This window comes from Stenotrophomonas maltophilia (assembly GCF_004920835.1).
Lineage (GTDB): Bacteria > Pseudomonadota > Gammaproteobacteria > Xanthomonadales > Xanthomonadaceae > Stenotrophomonas > Stenotrophomonas maltophilia_AQ.
The window spans coordinates 20248-36728 of record NZ_QFHO01000017.1; the positions used below are offsets into that span (position 1 = coordinate 20248).

The following is a 16481-nucleotide window of genomic DNA, read 5'->3' on the forward strand; positions in this document are numbered from 1 at the left end:
CAGGGTCAGCGCGTCATCAACGGATGTTGATGACGGTCTGGGTGATCTGGTCCTGGGTGGTGATCATCTGCGCGTTGGCCTGGAAGTTGCGCTGCGCGGTGATCATGTTGACCAGCTGCTCGGTGAGGTCGACGGTGGACGCTTCCAGCGAGCCGGCCTGGATCTTGCCGAGGTTGGAGGTGTCCGGCATGCCGGTGCGTGGCGTGCCCGAGCTGAAGGTATCCACCCACAGGTTGTTGCCCTTCGATTCCAGTCCCTGCGGATTGTTGAAGGTGGTCAGCGCGACCTGGCCCAGCGGCTTGTCGGCACCGTTGGAGTAACGGGCGTAGACCACGCCGGTTTCCGACACGGTGATTTCGTTGAGCTTGCCGGCGGCGTAGCCGTCCTGCTGGGTGTTGCGCAGAGCGAACTTCTCGCCGTACTGGGTCGAGCCGCTCACATCCAGCGTCATGTTCAGCACGCCTGCACCGGTGGTCGGGGTGAAGGTGCCCAGGCTGACCTTGCCGTTGGCCGGTGCGGTCAGCTTGCCGCTGTTGTCGAAGGTGACCGGGGTCGGCGCGCCAGCCGGCTGGCCATCGACGTAGTTGCGCACCGTCCATTCGTTCGGGTTGGCGCCCTTCACGAAGTAGGACACCTGGATGTGGCTTACGCCCAGCGAGTCGTACACGGTGATGCCACCGCTGGAGTGGTTGTAGCTGTTGGAATCGGTCGGGTCGAAGGTGGTGACCGTCGGCTGCTTGGCGTTGGCCGGCAGGGTGAAGCCGACCTTGACTTCGCTGGTCTGCTTCGGCGCGCTGTCGGTGGTCAGCAGCTGCAGGTCGACCATGCGGCCGGCGTCGAAGTTGGTGCCATCGGCGTTCGGCGCGAACACCTGCAGGCGTGCGCCCTGCGGGTTGATCACATAGCCGGACGGGTCGGTCTGGAAGTTGCCGGCGCGCGAGTACACGCGGGTGCCGTTCATGTTCATGGTGAAGAAGCCCTCACCGGAAATGGCCATGTCCAGGCTGCGCCCGGTCTGTTCGTTGTGGCCCTGCTTGAACTGCTGGGCGACGTTGGAGACGCGCACACCCGAACCGACCGCGTTCTTCGACAGGCCGTAGCCGGTGGCCGAGAACAGGTCGGCGAATTCCGCGCGCGATTCCTTGAAGCCGGTGGTGTTGACGTTGGCGACGTTGTTGGCGGTGACGCTCAGGTCGGAATTGGCGGCATTGATGCCGGACAGCGAGACATTGAAGCCCATGGGATGCTCCTGGTAAGTGCGGGGTGTGTGGCTCAGCTGACGCGGAGCACGTAGTCGATCGGGGCCGTGCCCAGGCCCTTGAGGTTCAGGTACAGGCCGTCGGACCCGACGGTCACGCTCTCCACCGGTGCCTGCACGAAGGTGGACAGCTTGGTGCTCTTGCCGGCGGTGTCGACGTGGTTGGCGACGATGGAATATTTGCCCGGCTCCATGCGCTTGCCGTTGGCATCCTTGCCATCCCACTTGAAGGCGGTTTCGCCGGCGGCCTTGGCTTCCACGCTCAGCGAAGTGACCTTGGCGCCATTGGCGTCGGTGATGTCCACGGTGACGATGCCAGCCGCCGGTGCTGCAACGGTGCCTTCCACCGTGCCTTCCTTTTCCAGCACCAGTTTTTCCGAAGGCACCAGCACCTGGTGGCCGACCAGCGCGGCGCCACGCAGCACCTGGTCGCTGGCCATCGATTCCTGGAAGCCCTTCACCGTCTTGTTCAGATCGGTGATGCCCTGTACGGTCGACATCTGCGCCATCTGCGCGACCATCTGCGTGTTGTCCATCGGCTTCAGCGGATCCTGGTGCTGCAGCTGCTCGGTCATCAGGCGCAGGAAATCGGCCTGGTCCAGCGTGTTCTTCTTTTTCGTGGCGTTGCTGTTGGGGGCATTCAGGCCGAGCGCGGAGTAGACGTCCTGGTTGGTCTGGTTGTTGACGGCGGTGGTCATGGCGGTATCCGGTGCTGCGGGCCTCAGCGGCCCATGGTCAGGGTGGCCAGGGCCAGTTCCTTGGCGGTGGTCAACATCTCCACGCCGGCCTGGTAATTGCGCGAGGTCGAGATCAGGTTGACCATCTGTGCCACCGGATCGACGTCGGGCTGGTAGATGTAGCCATCGCCGTCGGCCAGCGGATGGCCCGGCTCATAGCGCTTGATCGGCGCCGCCTCGCTCTGGGTGATTTCCTTGACCTTCACCGACGTGATGTTCGGATCGTTCTTGCTGGTCACGGCCTGGAAGATCGGCTCCAGCGGCTTGTACACGGCGTCGGCGGAACCGGCCACGGTGTCGGCGTTGGAGAGGTTGGAGGCGATGGTGCTCATGCGCACCGACTGCGCCTGCAGCGCGGAGCCGGCGATGTCGAAGATCGGCAGGTTGCTCATCGCTTATTGCCCCGTGATCGCGGTCAGCATGGAACGCACCTTGCTCTCGACGAAGCTGAGCGAAGCGCGGTATTCGAGTGCGGCACGGCCATAGGCGGCACGCTCGGCATCGGGATCGACGGTGTTGCCGTCCAGGCTGGGCTGCACGCCTTCGCGCGCGATCTGGAACGGGTTCAGGCCACTACTGATCTCGTAGTGCTGCTCGTTGGTGGTGGTCATCAGGCCGTTGGCATCCTGCCCCTGGGCATGGCGCAGGGCGGCATCGAAGTCCAGGTCCTGGGCCTTGTAGCCGGGAGTGTCGGCATTGCCGAGGTTGCTGGCGATCAGCTTCATCCGCTGTTCGCGCAACGGCATGGCCTGGGCGTGGACGCCCAGGTAGTCGGTAATCAGGTTGCGCACGGTGCACTCCCACGGGAACGTTGCCCGGGAAGCTGCAAGCGGTGTGCCAAAACCTGAGGGGTAGTGCCGGCCGCTGGCCGGCAACCTCAGACACAACGGGTTGCCGGCCAGCGGCCGGCACTACCGTATCGAGGCGGCCCTACGCCGCCAGCGCCACCTTGCGCAGGCGATCCAGCACGAAGTCGGCGAGCTCGTGCGGCGAGTACTTGGCGACGAAGGCATTGGCGCCGACGCGCTCGACCATCGCATTGTTGAATACGCCCGACAGCGAGGTGTGCAGCAGCACGTACAGGCCGGCCAGGCCCGGGTGGCGCCGGATTTCCGTCGTGAGCGTGTAGCCGTCCATGGCCGGCATCTCGATGTCCGAGATGACCATGGCGTAGCGCTCGGCAGGGTTCTCGCCCGAGGCGTGTATCTGCAGCAGGTGGTCGAGCGCCTGCTTGCCATCGGAGAGCAGGGTGGCGCCCACCCCCAGCTGGTCCAGTACGCTGCGGATCTGCTGGCGGGCCACGCGCGAGTCGTCCACCACCAGTACCTGCAACTGTGGGCCATCGGACGGCATCGCCATCGCCGGGTCGAGCACGGCTTCGCCACGCACCTGGGCGATGTCGGCCAGCACGCTTTCGACGTCGATCACCTGGATCAGCTCGCCCTGGAAGCGGGTCACCGCGGTCAGGTAGCTGGATTCGGCGCCCAGTTCCGGCGGCGGGTGGATGTCTTCCACCGCGATGTTGACGATGCGCTCCACGCCGCTGACCAGAAAGCCCTGGATCGAGCGGTTGAATTCGGTGACGACCAGGTAGCCGGGCGCGGTATCGGCATCCGGCTCGCGCTCGGGGTGGCCGATCGCCAGGCCCAGGTCCAGCACCGGCACCGAGCGGCCGCGCACGTCGGCCACGCCAGCGAACTGGCCGGGCAGGCCGGGCACCTGGAACAATTCCGGACGGCGCAGGACTTCCTGCACCTTGAAGACATTGACGCCAAAAAGCTGACGTCCGCCGAGGCGGAACAGCAGCAGCGCCAGGCGATTGTGGCCGGCCAGTCGGGTCCGCTGGTCGATCCGGTTGAGCAGGTCATGGGACATGGCTGCTGTATCGGCGTGGTGGCTGCAGAACTTGAGGGCGCTCTGCCGACCGCGCGCTCCGCACCGTTTTTGTAGAGTCGACTGTTGGTCGACTGCTCTTTGATCCGATCGCGGGAAACCCCGCGCTTCGCGCGAAAGTCGACCAACAGTCGACTCTACCCATCCGGCCCCATTCCCATCCCGGTCCCGATCAATACGCCCCGCCGCTCTGGCACACCCCTTGCACGCACCTGGGCCAGGTCTTACCGATAAGGAGGCGCCATGCGCCGGCTCACATCTCTATTGGCCATCGCGCTGGCGCTGGCCCCGCCGTTGGCGGCCGCTGCCGACTGGCAGCCGGTGGCCAGCATCCGCGCGGCAGCGTTGTCGACGCTGGCGGCCGGCAGCGAGGGTGAGGCCCAGGTGGCCGATGCATTGCGCCTGCCCAGGTGCGGTAGTGCGCTGCAGGTGCAGCCGACCGCCAACACCACGGTCGAGGTCAGCTGCCCCGATGCCGGTGGCTGGCGCCTGTTCGTGCCAGTAAAGGTGCGGCGCAACCAGACCGTGCTGGTGCTCAACCGTGGAATCGGCACTGGAGAAACCCTCACTGCCGCCGATATCACCACTGCCCAGCGTGATGCCGCCCGGATTGCCGGTGCGGTGCTGGCCGATCCCAATGCGGCGATCGGCCGCATTGCCCGTCGTCCGTTGCAGGCCGGGGCCTTGCTGTCGAACAACGATCTGGTGGTGCAGCGTCTCATCAAGCGTGGAGACAATGTGGCCCTGGTTTCGCGTCGCGGCTCGGTCGAGGTCCGCATTGCCGGCCGCGCGATGGGTGATGCCGGTGAGAACGAACGGGTTTCGGTAGAGAACCTGTCCTCGCGGCGGATCGTGCAGGGCACGGTCGATGCCGCAGGTGACGTAATCGTGGCGCGTTGAATTACTGCAGAATATCCCTAAAGATCACGGCCCTGCGGCCGTTATCCCTTGTGTACGGCAACTCCAGGACACCCCATGAGCCAGAAAATCGACGGCAACCTGCAGGTCCCCCAGGCACTGCGCAGCGTGACGACCCCGGCCAACAAGCCCGGCGTCAGCAGCGATGCGCCGACCCGTCCGGTCGAGGCGGCCGATAGCCTGCGCCTGACCGGCGAGGCCACCAATCTGCAGGCCATCGAGCGTGAGCTGACCACCGCACCGGCGATCGACGCCCAGCGCGTGGCGGCCGTGCGCGAATCGCTGCAGAACGGCACCTACAAGATCAATCCGGACGCGATTGCTTCGCGCATGCTCGAGCTGGACCAGCAGCTGCACGGATGACCGCGGCGATGAGCGAGCCGCTGCAGCGCCTTGCCCAGGCCCTGGACGTTGAACGCCAGGCCCTGGTCGAGCACGACGTGCACGCCCTGATCCGGGCTACCGGTGCCAAGCTGGAAGCGCTGCGTGCGCTGGAAGGCGCGCCGCCGGTCGGCGAGGGCGAACAGCTGCAGGAACTGGCCGAGCGCAACCGCGCCAACGGCGTACTGCTGTCGCGGCGACGCCGCGAGGTCAACTGGGCACTGCGCCAGCTGGGCCGCACCGAGGACGCCTCGGCCTACGATGCCAAGGGCCAGTCGCATACGGTCACTGCGCGCCGCCCACTCGCCGTCGCCTGACGCGACGGCGGTCGCACAACCCATTCCGGCGGGCTGAAGCCCGCTGCATGACCGCGTATATTGGGCGCCTGTTCGAACGTCCCGAGTCGCCGTGTCCGCTGCCAACGCCCTGGTTACCGCCCCCCTTCCGCCGCAGCCGGTGCTGCAGGCATTGCTTGAGCGCCTGCGCGAAGGCCTGCTGCTGTTCACCGAAGACGGGCAGGTGGCCCTGGCCAACCCGGCCGCCCAGAACCTGCTCGCCAGTGGTGAGGATGGCGCCTTGCCGCCGCCGCAGCGCCTGCGCGAACTGCTGCCGCCCGATGCGCTGGAGCAGGCGCGCCAGCACGGCCATTGGAATGGCAGCCTGCCGCTGGGCGAGGGCGTGGTCATTGCCCACCTCTACTATCACGGCCCAGTCGGCCAGGGGCATTTCCTGGCCCTGTTCCGCCACATTGAAGGGCAGGAAGACTACGAGCGCGAGCTGCAGCAGCGGCATGCCGAGCTGCGCCAGGCCTATCTGCGCCTGAACGGCACCCAGGAAAAACTGCTTCAGTCGGAGAAGATGGCCTCGATCGGCCAGCTCGCCGCCGGCGTTGCACACGAGATCAACAACCCGATCGGTTACGTGCACTCCAACCTGGGCAGCCTGCAGGAGTACCTGCGCAGCCTGTTCACCGTCATCGAAGCCTATGAGCGCGCATTGCGTGCGCCGGACCCGAAGGCGCTGATCCCGGAAATCGACGATATCCGTGACCGCCTGGACATCGATTTCATCAGCCGCGACCTGCCGCAGCTGATGGCCGAATCACGCGAGGGCATCGAGCGGGTCACCCGCATCGTGCGCGACCTGAAGGACTTCTCGTACTCCGGCCGCGATGAATCGTGGAAGCTGGTCGACCTGCATTCCGGCCTGGAATCGACCATCAACATCATCTGGAACGAACTCAAGTACAAGGTGCACCTGGTGCGCGAGTTCGGCCAGCTGCCGCTGGTGGAGTGCCTGCCGTCGGAGTTGAACCAGGTCTACATGAACCTGCTGCTCAACGCAGGCCATGCCATTGCCGAGCGCGGCACCATCACCGTGCGCACCGGCGTCGATGGCGATCACGTGTGGGTCGAGTTCGAGGACACTGGTGGCGGCATCTCGCCGGAACTGCGCCAGCGCATCTTCGATCCGTTCTTCACCACCAAACCCGTGGGCAGCGGTACCGGACTGGGCCTGTCGATTTCCTACAGCATCATCAACAAGCACCACGGACGCATCGACCTGGACAGTACCCCGGGCGTGGGTTCGCGTTTCCGCGTGGTGCTGCCGATCAAGCAGCCGCGCTGACCGCTTATGGTAGTGCCGGCCGCTGGCCGGCAACCTCATTGAACCCGACATCCAGAGCAGCCGGCCAGCGGCCGGCTCTACCAGAGGGGATCGTTACCGCAACGGGCGGTCCTCGCCACCATCGGCCGGTTCGGCCGGCACCGGCCCGGCATTGCTGCGGCGCTGCTCCTCGTAGGTGCGGAACGCCTGGTGGATGTGCTTGCGCAGCTCGTCGTCGTTCCACGGCTTGGTCAGGAACCGGTAGATCGCGCCGCGGTTGATCGCATCGGTCACGGTGTTCAGATCGGTGTAGCCGGACAGCACCAGGCGGATCGTGTCCGGGTACAGCATCTTCACCCGGCCGAGGAACTCGGTTCCACTCATGTCGCTCATGCGCTGGTCGGACAGGATCACCTGCACGTCGTTGATCGCCAGCAGGTCGAAGGCATCGCGCACGTTGCCGGCCGCCAGAATGCGGTAGCCATCGCGGCGGAACAGGCGCACCAGCGAGCGCAGCACGTTTTCTTCGTCGTCCAGCAGCAACAGCGTGCGGTCCGGCCGCGTTTCAGCGAACGCTTCCGGGCGCAGGTAGCGACGGCGCAGGGTCATGCCGGCGGCATCGGCCGACATCGGCTCGCCGAACAGATAGCCCTGGAACACATCGCAATCGTTGCGCCGCAGGAAGCCCAGCTGCGCCTGCGACTCCACGCCGTTGGCAATCACCGTCATGCCCAGCTGGTGACCCATCGCGATGATCGCGCGGGCGATGGCAGCCTCGCGGTTGCCGGCCGGCGCGCTCTTGATGAAGCTGCGATCGATCTTCAGCTTGTCCACCGGGTAGCGCACCAGCGCGCTCAGGCTGGAGTCGCCGGTGCCGAAGTTGTCCAGGCTCAGGCTGATGCCTTCGTTGCGCAGGTTGGCCAGCGTCTCGTGGACGAAGTTGACGTTGTTGGTCAGTGCGCTCTCGTTGATTTCCAGCGTCAGCATCTGCGCCGGCACGCCCGAGGCCTGGATCACCCCCATCACTTCGGCAAAGAAGTTGGGCCGCAGCAGCTGCAGGGTCGATACGTTCACCGCGATGGTGAAGTCGTCGAAGCCCTGGTCGCGCCACAGACGCGCCTGCTTCAGCGCACCCTCCAGTACCCAGGTGCCGATCTGCACGATGATGCCCAGCCGCTCAGCGGTGCGCATGAAGCGTTCCGGCACCAGCATGCCCAGCGTCGGCGACTGCCAGCGCAGCAGCGCTTCCATGCCCACCACGTGGCCGTCGCGGGCACTGACCAGCGGCTGGTAGCGCAGCTTCAGCTCGCCGTTGGGAATGGCATCGACGATCTGCCGCGCGATGATGCTTTCACTGTGCGCGCTCGGCGGCGTGTCCACGGCGTGGATGCGCACGGCGTTGCCCCCTTCGCGGGCAGCCTGGTACAGGGCGTCCTCGGCGTGGTCGAGCAGGCGCGAGGTGCTGCTGGCATGTTCCGGGCACAGGCTCACCCCCAGCTTGCCGGTCATGAACAGCGTGTACGGCAGTACCGACAGCGGAAGCTCCATCTGTTGGCGGATTTCCTCGGCGAAGTCCTCTGGCAGCGGCACCTCGGCGGTGCGCGGAACGGCGATCAGGAACTCGTCGCTGCCGTGGCGCCACAGCTTGCCGCGACCGCGCAGGTAGGACTGCAGCCGTTGTGCCACCAGCACCAGCGCCTGGTCACCCACCTCGGCGCTCATGTTCTCGTTGACCGATGCGAAGTGGTCGATGTCCACGTGCATCAACATCAGCGGGGTACCGCCGGAGGCCGCTTCGGCGACCATCACCTGCAGTTCGGGGTTGCCGGCGCCGAGGCGGTCGGGGGCATCATCGATGCTGACCGGCGGCTGGTTGGGATTCCACATAGGCTCAGTATTCCGGTGACTCGATGGCGGCCGTGCTGGCCGCCTGGTAGGGGAGGTGGACGTCGATCAGGGTGCCTTCACCGTGCGCGGACTCGATCCGCACATGCCCGCCGACGCTCTGTGCGCGTTCGCGCATCACGATCAGGCCGAGCCCGCGCGGACCGTCCGGGTCGAAACCCTCGCCATCATCGCGGATCTGCAGGTGCAGGCTACGCTGGCCGACGTCGCGCAATTGCAGCAGCACCTGGCTGGCGCGGGCATGGCGCAGGGCATTGGTCAGGCTTTCCTGGGCGATGCGGAAGCAGGCCTGCTCGATGCTGTTGTCGGGACGCTGTGGCAGGGGCTCGATCTCGGCCAGCAATTCCACCGGCGAGGAGCGGAACAGCACCCGTGCCTGCCAGCTCAGCGCGGCCTCCAGGCCCAGTGCGTCCAGCTGTGGCGGCCGCAGCAGGGTGGAAATGTCGCGCAGCTTGGACACGGTGGTGTCGGCGAGGCTGACGATCTGCGCCAGGTCCTCGGCGCGGCGCTGCGGATCATGCTCGTCCTGCGCAGCATGGGCGGACAGCTTGATCGCGGTGATGGCCTGGCCGATGTCATCGTGCAGGTCGCGCGAGATCGCACGGCGCTCATCCTCCTGCAGGGAGAACAGGCGCCCGGCCATCGCCTGCAGCTCGCGGTTGCTGGTTTCCAGCGCGGCGCGGGTGCGCTCCGAATCGCTCAGGTCGCGCACGATCAGCAGCTTGCAGTCGCGGCCGCCATAGCGCACTTCGCCCACCGCCAATCCGGCATGGAAGCGGCGGCCGTCCGCGCGCTGCATTGCCACCACGCTGCTGTGGCCAGGGCCCAGGTGAGGCTGGCCGGCACGCAGCTGGGCGCGCACGCGCACCAGATCGGTGGCGGCAACCAGCGCCGACAGCGGCTCGCCGAGCAGGGTGTGGCTGCCATAACCGAACAGGCCTGCTGCCCAGGCATTGGCATACAGCACATGCTCGTCGGAAAGGATCACCACGCCATCGGGCAGTACCCGCACCAGCTCGCGGAACTGCTCTTCGCGCTCACGCAGCAGGCGGCGTGACTGTTCGCGCTCGGTTACGTCCTGCAGGGTGCCGAGCACACGGTTGCGGCCGGCTTCATCGGTGCCACTGGCGGCGCGCAGGTGCACCATCAGTGCATGACCGTCCATCGCCAGCAGTGGCAGCAGCACGTCCACCTGTACCGGCTCGCCTGAGCACAGCTCGGCCAGCAGCTGCTCGGTCTGTGACGCGGTGGCCGGGTCGGCCGGCACCAGCAGTTCATCGAAACGGTGCCAGCGACGGGCTTCGGGCGGGCGTCGGCCGAGCAGGCGATAGACCTGGTTGGAATAGCGGCCCTGTCCGCTGGACGGGTCCAGCTCCCAGGCACCGATGCGGGCCAGCTCATGCGCTTCCTCGACCCGTGCCAGCGCCTGGTCGCGGCGCAGCTGCGCCAGGTCCTCGGCGGTGCGATCGATGGCGATCAACAGGCGGGCATTGTGTCCGTCGTAGCTGATCGCGTTCGAGCGCAGTTCCATCTGCCGCAGGCTGCCGTCGCGCAGCTGCAGCTGCGTACGCAGGATGCACAGCTCCTCGGGCGCCTCGCGGATCGCCTCCAGCTTGGTCTGCATCGCCTGGTCCTGGCCCGGTGGCCACAGCGCATCGATGGTCTGCTCCAGCAGTTCATCACGTTCCCAGCCGAAGGTGCTGCAGGCGGCCGGGTTGGCATCGAGGATCGCCAGCGTATCCAGGTCGTAGACCAGGATCGGGCCGGGGTTGCCTTCGAACATCTGCCGCAGGCGCAGTTCGGAAGCCTGCTGGCGGGCGTGGGTATGCAGCACGTGCTCGGCCAGCGGGCGCAGCAGCAGGTACAGCAGGCCAGCGCTGGCCAGGGCGAAGAACGAACCCTTCAGCCCTTGCCACAATGCTGCCTGGTGCGGGTCGGGCACCAGTGCCTGTACCGCGCTGTCGGTGGCGATCATCCATGCCAGCGCCATCGCCAGGTAGCTCAGAACCACCCGCCGGCGGTCACGGCTCAACGCCTGCGCCATCCTCGGGTCGGGAACAGGGGCGTTGCCGGTCGGTTCTGCGGGCATGGACGGGGTGGGTGAAAAGGGGCGCCGGTCATCTTACCGCGCAGGTGTGCCCTGGCCACTCAATTATCCGGCGCAGGCGCCGTTAACCACTGCGTGCCCCGCTGACGGGCGTGTCATCCGGAGCAAGATCGCGTGGACCAAGGGATCATCGCCAGCCTGCTGCAGCACCCGCTTGCGTCGGCGCTGGTCATTGTCGACCGCACGGGCCGCCCGCTGGCGGCCAATCCGGCTGCGCGCGAGCATGGCCTGCCGGCGACCGTGGCTGCGTACGCACCGATGCTGGAAGATCTGCGCCTGTTGGCGGCCGATGGCGGCATCGTGGCCTGCACGCTGCCTGGCGGCCCGCGTGGTCACTACGATGGCCACCTGCGCGCCGTGCACGATGGCGCAGGCAACCTGCTGGCCTTCACGCTGAGCATTCCGGAGCCGGTGCCGGTCGATGGTGGCGGGCGCTGGGAACTGGCCTTGGACAGTGCCGGCCACAGCTTGTGGGACTGGGACATTCCCAGCGACCGCGTAGTCCGCACGCCGGCGCTGAGTGATGAAACCGCCACTGAAATACTGACCCGCGTACACAGCGAAGACATCGGCCAGGTACGTGTCGCGCTGGACCAGCACCTGCGCGGCCTGAGCGAGCAGTACAGCGCCCAGTTCCGGTTCCGCCAGGCCGATGGCCAATGGCGCTGGGTACTTGATCGCGGTCGTGTGGTCGCGCGCACCGCCGACGGCCAGCCACTGCGGATGGTCGGCACCCATACCGATATCGAGCAGCAGAAGCAGCTGGAAGGCCTGCTGCAGGAGCAGCAGCTGCACCTGAGCGAGGCCCAGCGCATCGCCAGCATGGGCAGCTGGTCGTTCGACCCCAGCAGCGGCGCGTTCTGGTGGTCGCCGGAGCTGCGTTCACTGCTGGCACTGGAGCAGGGCGGCGTGCCCGGCCAGCGGCGCTGGTTGAAACAGCTGCATCCACGCTCGCGCGGTGCGCTGCGTGCTGCCTGGCGGCGTGTATGGCGCGATGGCCGCGCAGCCAACATCGAGCTGGAACTGACCCGGGGCAACGAGCCCTCGCAGCACCTGCGGCTGTGGATGCAGCCGCTGCTGGACACCGATGGCCAGCCCAAGCGCCTGCTGGGCCAGGTGCAGAACATCACCGAGCAGCACCAGACCGACGCGCTGATCCGCTGGCGTACCGAACTGCTCAACCGTGTCTCCGCACTGGGCCGCATCGGTGGTTGCGAGATCGAGGTGCAGACCCGGCACATGCAGTGGACCGAGGAGTGCTACCGCATCCACGGACTGCGCAAGGAACCGATCACGCTGGACCAGGCACTGGCGCTGTACACCGAAGATTCGCGCAGCGCCTTCGAGACTGCACTGGTCCGGATTGCCGGCGGCGGTCTCCCCGAACAGCTGGATCTGTGCTTCTACCGCCAGTCCGGTTTGCGCGTGTGGGTGCAGGTGCTGATCGAGCTGGATCGCCGCGATGGCCTGCCGCCGCGCTTCGTGGTCCTGTTCCGTGACATCACCCGCGAGCGCGAAGCCAACGAGCGCATCGAGCTGCTGGCCCACTACGATCTGCTGACCGGCCTGCCCAATCGCGTGCTGCTGGGCGAGCAGACCGCTGAAGCCATCGAGGAAGCGCGCGACCGCGGCACCTCGCTGGCGATGCTGTTCATCGATCTGGACGGCTTCAAGACCATCAACGACAGCTTTGGCCACGCTACCGGCGATGCACTGCTGAAGGCGGCGGCCACGCGGCTTCACCAGAATCTGCGCAACAACGATCTGTTCGGCCGCTTCAGTGGCGACGAGTTCATCGTGGTGCTGCGCGACCTGGCCGAGCCGGAAGACGCCGGACACGTGGCACGCAAGTTGATCGCTTCGCTGGCCGAGCCGCTTCGCCGTGGCGAGACCACGCTGAAAGTGGGTGCCAGCGTCGGTATCGCCATGCTCGGTGAGGCACAGACCGATTTCGATTCGCTGCTGCGCGCGGCTGATGCTGCGATGTATGCGGCCAAGGAAGCAGGGCGGAATACCTACCAGTACTACAGCCAGGACGCGCTGGCGCGTATCCAGCGTCGGCTCGAGCTTGAGCACGCGTTGCATGGCGCGATCGAACGCGAAGAGTTCAGCCTGGCCTACCAGCCGCTGCTGCATGCCCATCATGGCGAACCGCCGGCGATCGAGGCACTGTTGCGCTGGCATAGGCCCGGCATCGGCTACTGCAGCCCGGCCGAATTCATTCCGATTGCAGAGAAGTGCGGCGAGATCGTGCGCATCGGCGACTGGGTGCTGAACGAAGCCTGCCGGCAGGCAATCGCCTGGGACCGGGCTGGCCTGTGTTTTGACCGCATCGCAGTCAATGTGTCGGCAGTGCAGCTGCGTGATCGCGGTTTTGCTGAGCGGGTGATCGAGATCTGCCACGCCCACGGCTGGCCGCCGCAGCGGCTGGAGCTCGAGCTGACCGAGTCGGCGTTGATCCGTGACACCGACATTCTGCGCCACTGCTTCGACGTGCTGGAACGGCACGGCGTGCCACTGGCAGTGGATGACTTTGGTACCGGCTTCTCCAATCTGAACTACCTCAACCGTTTCCCGGTGGGGCGCCTGAAGATCGACCGCAGTTTCGTGCAGGGCATGCTGCATGATTCGGGTACGGCCGAGGTGACCCAGGCCATCGTGCACCTGGGCCACGCATTGGGCATGAAGGTGGTGGCCGAAGGCGTGGAAACGCACCAGGAAGAAGACATGCTGCGCCGCCAGGGCTGCGACGAGATCCAGGGCTATCTGTACTCGCGCCCGTTGAGCCCCCGTGACCTGGCGCAGTGGCTGCGGCAGCCACAGCCGGTTTCCTTGCGTACCGATGCCAGTGGGGAAGTGGCGCAGGTGCGCTGAGCGGATGATTCCTCAATTGCGCATCACTTTAGCACCGGATCGAGCAAGGATTTCAGCCTGAAGACGTTCCCTGTTCGTCTCCGGGAATGGATCGACGATCCTTCCCGAACTAGCGACATGCGCATGTTCGAGATATTCGTTGTCATCGCACTCGGCACTTGGGGTGGACTCAGTGAGCTTCAGACGCGGCTGCCGGAGGCACGTTTCATCACGGGCGATGGGAGTTTCGCTAGCGCCATTGCGTCACTGGTGATCAACTTCTGCTTGGTCTTCTACCTCTTCTGCAGAAGAAACGTACATGGCGATCATTCAAAATGTGTGTTTGGAAGCCTCCTGGTGCTCAGTGCAAGCGTGAACTATCTGAGCTTCGAGCTTCTGTCTGATCGGCTGCAAGACATTTCCAATTGGTTGCCTCCCACTGCATGGCAACTGAATTTCGTGCTGCTCGTATCGACCGTCAGAAATGTCATCGCTTTCGGCTTCGGTGCGATCGGTGCGGGAATAGTCTCAGGTGTTCTCAGTCGGCATGGCAAGGGTGCCACAGATACTCCATCGAGCACCGCATAGCGATCATCCACGCATGGCGTGGATCTAGCGTCCTGGGTCAACAAACCGCCTCGGGAACTCCAACCGCACCCGCGCGCGCACCGCTTCGACGACCTCGGCATAGCGTCGCAGCTGGATGCGATGGCCTATATGGAACACCAGCAGAGAGCCCAGCATCGGCCACGCCACCGGGCGCACCAGAATGATCGGTAGCACCAGCAAGGTCAGGGCCAGCGCAAAGCTGCTGCATCGCCCGATCACACGCACTTCGCGGCGTCGTTTGTCGACCACCAGCTGGCCGTGCATCAGCGGAAAGTAGCGGCCACCAAAGCCCGGCGCGAAGCTCTCGCGGAACGCAACGGTGCCGTCGGGCAGCACTCGGAACACGAGGCTCGGCCACTTGTCGGTCGGAAGATCGTATTCCAGTCCGATCAACGACAGCTGGGCCAGGTCGGCGGGGGAAGCGGCGATACGCTGGTTGAACAGGACAATGCCGGTGCGGAAGAAGACCGGTGCCCAGAAGAGCAGCATCAGCAGTTCCATCAGCATCAATGCGATCAGGGCGATGGCCATCTGTCTTCCATGAACGGGAACGGCGCATCATGCCACGTGTGCAGTTGCATCCACGCGGGGCGTGGATCTACTTCAGCGCCTCCCCATCCAACCCCAGGTCCCACGCCAGACCCAGCAGCGCGTCGTCCGCGCGGGACGGGGCAGGGCGGGCATCCGCCAGCTGCTGCAGTTCGCGGATCTCCTCACGTGCCACCTCTTCCAGCTGCTGCAGCTGCTCACGTGCGCTCGCGTTGCGCGGGCGGTCGTTGTTTGCAAGGGAGGGCAGGGCGCGGATAGCGGTCATGGTGCGCGTACAGGATGCATCCAACGGCGGATTACAGGCAAAGGCCCCGGACGAACCGGGGCCTTGCGGGCTGCCGGCAGCGGCAGCGGACATCAGGATCAGAACAGCTCGACGGTGCCAGCGCCCATGCTCTGCTGGGCGACCGGCTTGTGCGGCGGGCGTTCCCATTCGCTGCGCAGTTCACGCAGGCGGCTGCCGGTGCGCTGCAGGGCGGTGGCGATCTCTTCGTCGAACACGCCGCCATTGCGGTGCAGCAGTTCCTGCAGGGCCACTGCTTCGCGGTTGATCGCGGTCAGGCGGTCCAGGTGGGTGTGTACGCCGCCCAGCGCCTGGGTGGCGATGTCTTCGAACTGCAGGGCGCGCACGGCTTCGGCCACGCTGCCATCGATCGAACGGGCGCAGTCGGAGACTTCGCGCATGCCATCGCCCAGCGACGCATTGATCTGCGCCACGTTATCGAGCATCGCCGCCGCTTCCTGGCGCGCTTCACGGGAGCGGTCCATGTCACGCGAGGCCATGTGCGAGACCGTCTCGCGGACCTTGGCGATGGCGTCCTTGGAGCTGTGCGCCAGCTTGCGGATCTGCTCGTTGAACGTGGTCGAGCGCTCGGACAGGTTGCGTACTTCGTCGGCCACCACGGCGAAACCACGACCGGCTTCACCGGCACGCGCGGCTTCGATGGCGGCGTTGAGCGCAAGGAGGTTGGTCTGGTCGGCAATCGACTTGACGTCTTCCAGCAGCGCGAAGATGCCATCCAGGTGCTGCGCCATCTGATCGATGTGCTGCACGGTGGTACTGCTCTGGCCGCTTACCTGTTCCAGCGCTTCCACCAGCTGTTCCATGCGATGGCTGGCGTGCTGGGCGAAACGGGCAACGTCGAGGCCGGCATTGCCTTCATCACCGGCGCGATCGACGATGCGCGACAGGGCCTGGCTCTGCTGGCGCGACTTGCGGTTCATCGCATCGAAGCTGCCGCCCAGGCTGGAAACCGCCTGGCGGATCAGGTCACGGGCGCGTTCCACTTCGCCACGTGAACCGTCGATCTCGTTGCCAACGAAGTTGCGCAGCTCGGTCAACAGCTGGTCCTGCTCGCGCAGGACACGGGCGTGTTCCGGGGAACGGTGCGCCTGGGCGCGGGTGGTCCACCACGCAAAGCCGAGCCAGCTCAGCGTCATCGTGGTCAGGATCGCCCAGCGCAGGGCGGCCGGCCATTCGAAACCGATGGCGAAGGGGAGCAGCAGGGTCAGAGCCAGGGGGGCGGCCAGACGGATGAAAATGCGTGAGTACATGGACGTTCTCGGGAGGTGCACGGAGGATGTATCGGCCGTACCCCCTTTCTCTTTAACGTCGATATGCCTCGAAGTGCATTCTGAATGCGCCGGTTTTCCGGCGCTGCCG

At 65.9% G+C, this 16481-nt stretch carries 16 protein-coding genes; 6 read left to right on the forward strand and 10 right to left on the reverse strand.

What is annotated here, in order from left to right:
- Positions 1-16 precede the first annotated feature (16 nt).
- From flgE to DI041_RS13140, 5 genes are all read right to left on the reverse strand, one after another.
- Positions 17-1240, reverse strand: a complete 1224-nt coding sequence (gene flgE / locus DI041_RS13120) for a flagellar hook protein FlgE (RefSeq protein WP_006366152.1) — start codon at positions 1238-1240, stop codon at positions 17-19.
- A 32-nt stretch (positions 1241-1272) separates the two neighbouring features.
- Positions 1273-1956 (reverse strand): flagellar hook assembly protein FlgD, encoded by a 684-nt coding sequence (locus DI041_RS13125; RefSeq protein ID WP_006366154.1) that lies wholly within the window; start codon positions 1954-1956, stop codon positions 1273-1275.
- Positions 1957-1979: 23 nt separating this feature from the next.
- Positions 1980-2387, reverse strand: coding sequence for a flagellar basal body rod protein FlgC (gene flgC / locus DI041_RS13130; protein WP_010485892.1), 408 nt, complete (start codon positions 2385-2387; stop codon positions 1980-1982).
- Positions 2388-2390: 3 nt separating this feature from the next.
- The gene (gene flgB / locus DI041_RS13135; protein ID WP_006366156.1) at positions 2391-2786 is read right to left on the reverse strand and encodes a flagellar basal body rod protein FlgB; all 396 of its coding nucleotides are present in this window, start codon (positions 2784-2786) and stop codon (positions 2391-2393) included.
- A 139-nt stretch (positions 2787-2925) separates the two neighbouring features.
- On the reverse strand, positions 2926-3870 hold the full coding sequence (locus DI041_RS13140; RefSeq protein ID WP_136638991.1) for a chemotaxis protein: 945 nt from the start codon (positions 3868-3870) through the stop codon (positions 2926-2928).
- Positions 3871-4131: 261 nt separating this feature from the next.
- Here DI041_RS13140 and flgA point away from each other — a divergent pair, with 261 nt between their 5' ends.
- The 4 genes from flgA to DI041_RS13160 all read left to right on the forward strand — a co-directional run bounded on the left by flgA (position 4132) and on the right by DI041_RS13160 (position 6816).
- The gene (gene flgA, locus DI041_RS13145) at positions 4132-4788 is read left to right on the forward strand and encodes a flagellar basal body P-ring formation chaperone FlgA (protein WP_136638992.1); all 657 of its coding nucleotides are present in this window, start codon (positions 4132-4134) and stop codon (positions 4786-4788) included.
- Positions 4789-4863: 75 nt separating this feature from the next.
- On the forward strand, positions 4864-5169 hold the full coding sequence (flgM, locus tag DI041_RS13150) for a flagellar biosynthesis anti-sigma factor FlgM (protein WP_006366323.1): 306 nt from the start codon (positions 4864-4866) through the stop codon (positions 5167-5169).
- Positions 5166-5504: a flagellar protein FlgN gene (locus DI041_RS13155; RefSeq protein WP_006366325.1), complete on the forward strand. Its 339-nt coding sequence runs from the start codon at positions 5166-5168 to the stop codon at positions 5502-5504. The genes flgM and DI041_RS13155 overlap by 4 nt, the downstream gene beginning before the upstream one ends.
- Before the next feature lie 91 nt (positions 5505-5595).
- Complete coding sequence (locus tag DI041_RS13160) at positions 5596-6816, forward strand: ATP-binding protein (RefSeq protein WP_046982899.1); 1221 nt, start codon at positions 5596-5598, stop codon at positions 6814-6816.
- A 93-nt stretch (positions 6817-6909) separates the two neighbouring features.
- Here DI041_RS13160 and DI041_RS13165 read toward each other — a convergent pair whose 3' ends face one another.
- Together DI041_RS13165 and DI041_RS13170 are read right to left on the reverse strand one after the other, a co-directional pair.
- Positions 6910-8682 (reverse strand): EAL domain-containing protein, encoded by a 1773-nt coding sequence (locus tag DI041_RS13165; protein WP_136638993.1) that lies wholly within the window; start codon positions 8680-8682, stop codon positions 6910-6912.
- Positions 8683-8686: 4 nt separating this feature from the next.
- The gene (locus DI041_RS13170; protein WP_136638994.1) at positions 8687-10789 is read right to left on the reverse strand and encodes a sensor histidine kinase; all 2103 of its coding nucleotides are present in this window, start codon (positions 10787-10789) and stop codon (positions 8687-8689) included.
- Between the two features lie 132 nt (positions 10790-10921).
- Between DI041_RS13170 and DI041_RS13175 the strand changes: the two genes are divergently transcribed.
- Positions 10922-13681: a bifunctional diguanylate cyclase/phosphodiesterase gene (locus tag DI041_RS13175; protein ID WP_136638995.1), complete on the forward strand. Its 2760-nt coding sequence runs from the start codon at positions 10922-10924 to the stop codon at positions 13679-13681.
- 117 nt (positions 13682-13798) lie between these two features.
- Complete coding sequence (locus DI041_RS13180; RefSeq protein ID WP_046982903.1) at positions 13799-14248, forward strand: hypothetical protein; 450 nt, start codon at positions 13799-13801, stop codon at positions 14246-14248.
- Between the two features lie 24 nt (positions 14249-14272).
- Here DI041_RS13180 and DI041_RS13185 read toward each other — a convergent pair whose 3' ends face one another.
- From DI041_RS13185 to DI041_RS13195, 3 genes are all read right to left on the reverse strand, one after another.
- Positions 14273-14800 (reverse strand): hypothetical protein, encoded by a 528-nt coding sequence (locus DI041_RS13185; protein ID WP_046982904.1) that lies wholly within the window; start codon positions 14798-14800, stop codon positions 14273-14275.
- Between the two features lie 67 nt (positions 14801-14867).
- The gene (locus DI041_RS13190) at positions 14868-15083 is read right to left on the reverse strand and encodes a hypothetical protein (RefSeq protein WP_046982905.1); all 216 of its coding nucleotides are present in this window, start codon (positions 15081-15083) and stop codon (positions 14868-14870) included.
- Between the two features lie 98 nt (positions 15084-15181).
- Entirely contained in the window at positions 15182-16372 is a 1191-nt protein-coding gene (locus DI041_RS13195) for a methyl-accepting chemotaxis protein (protein WP_032127364.1), read from the reverse strand.
- Between the last annotated feature and the right edge of the window lie 109 nt (positions 16373-16481).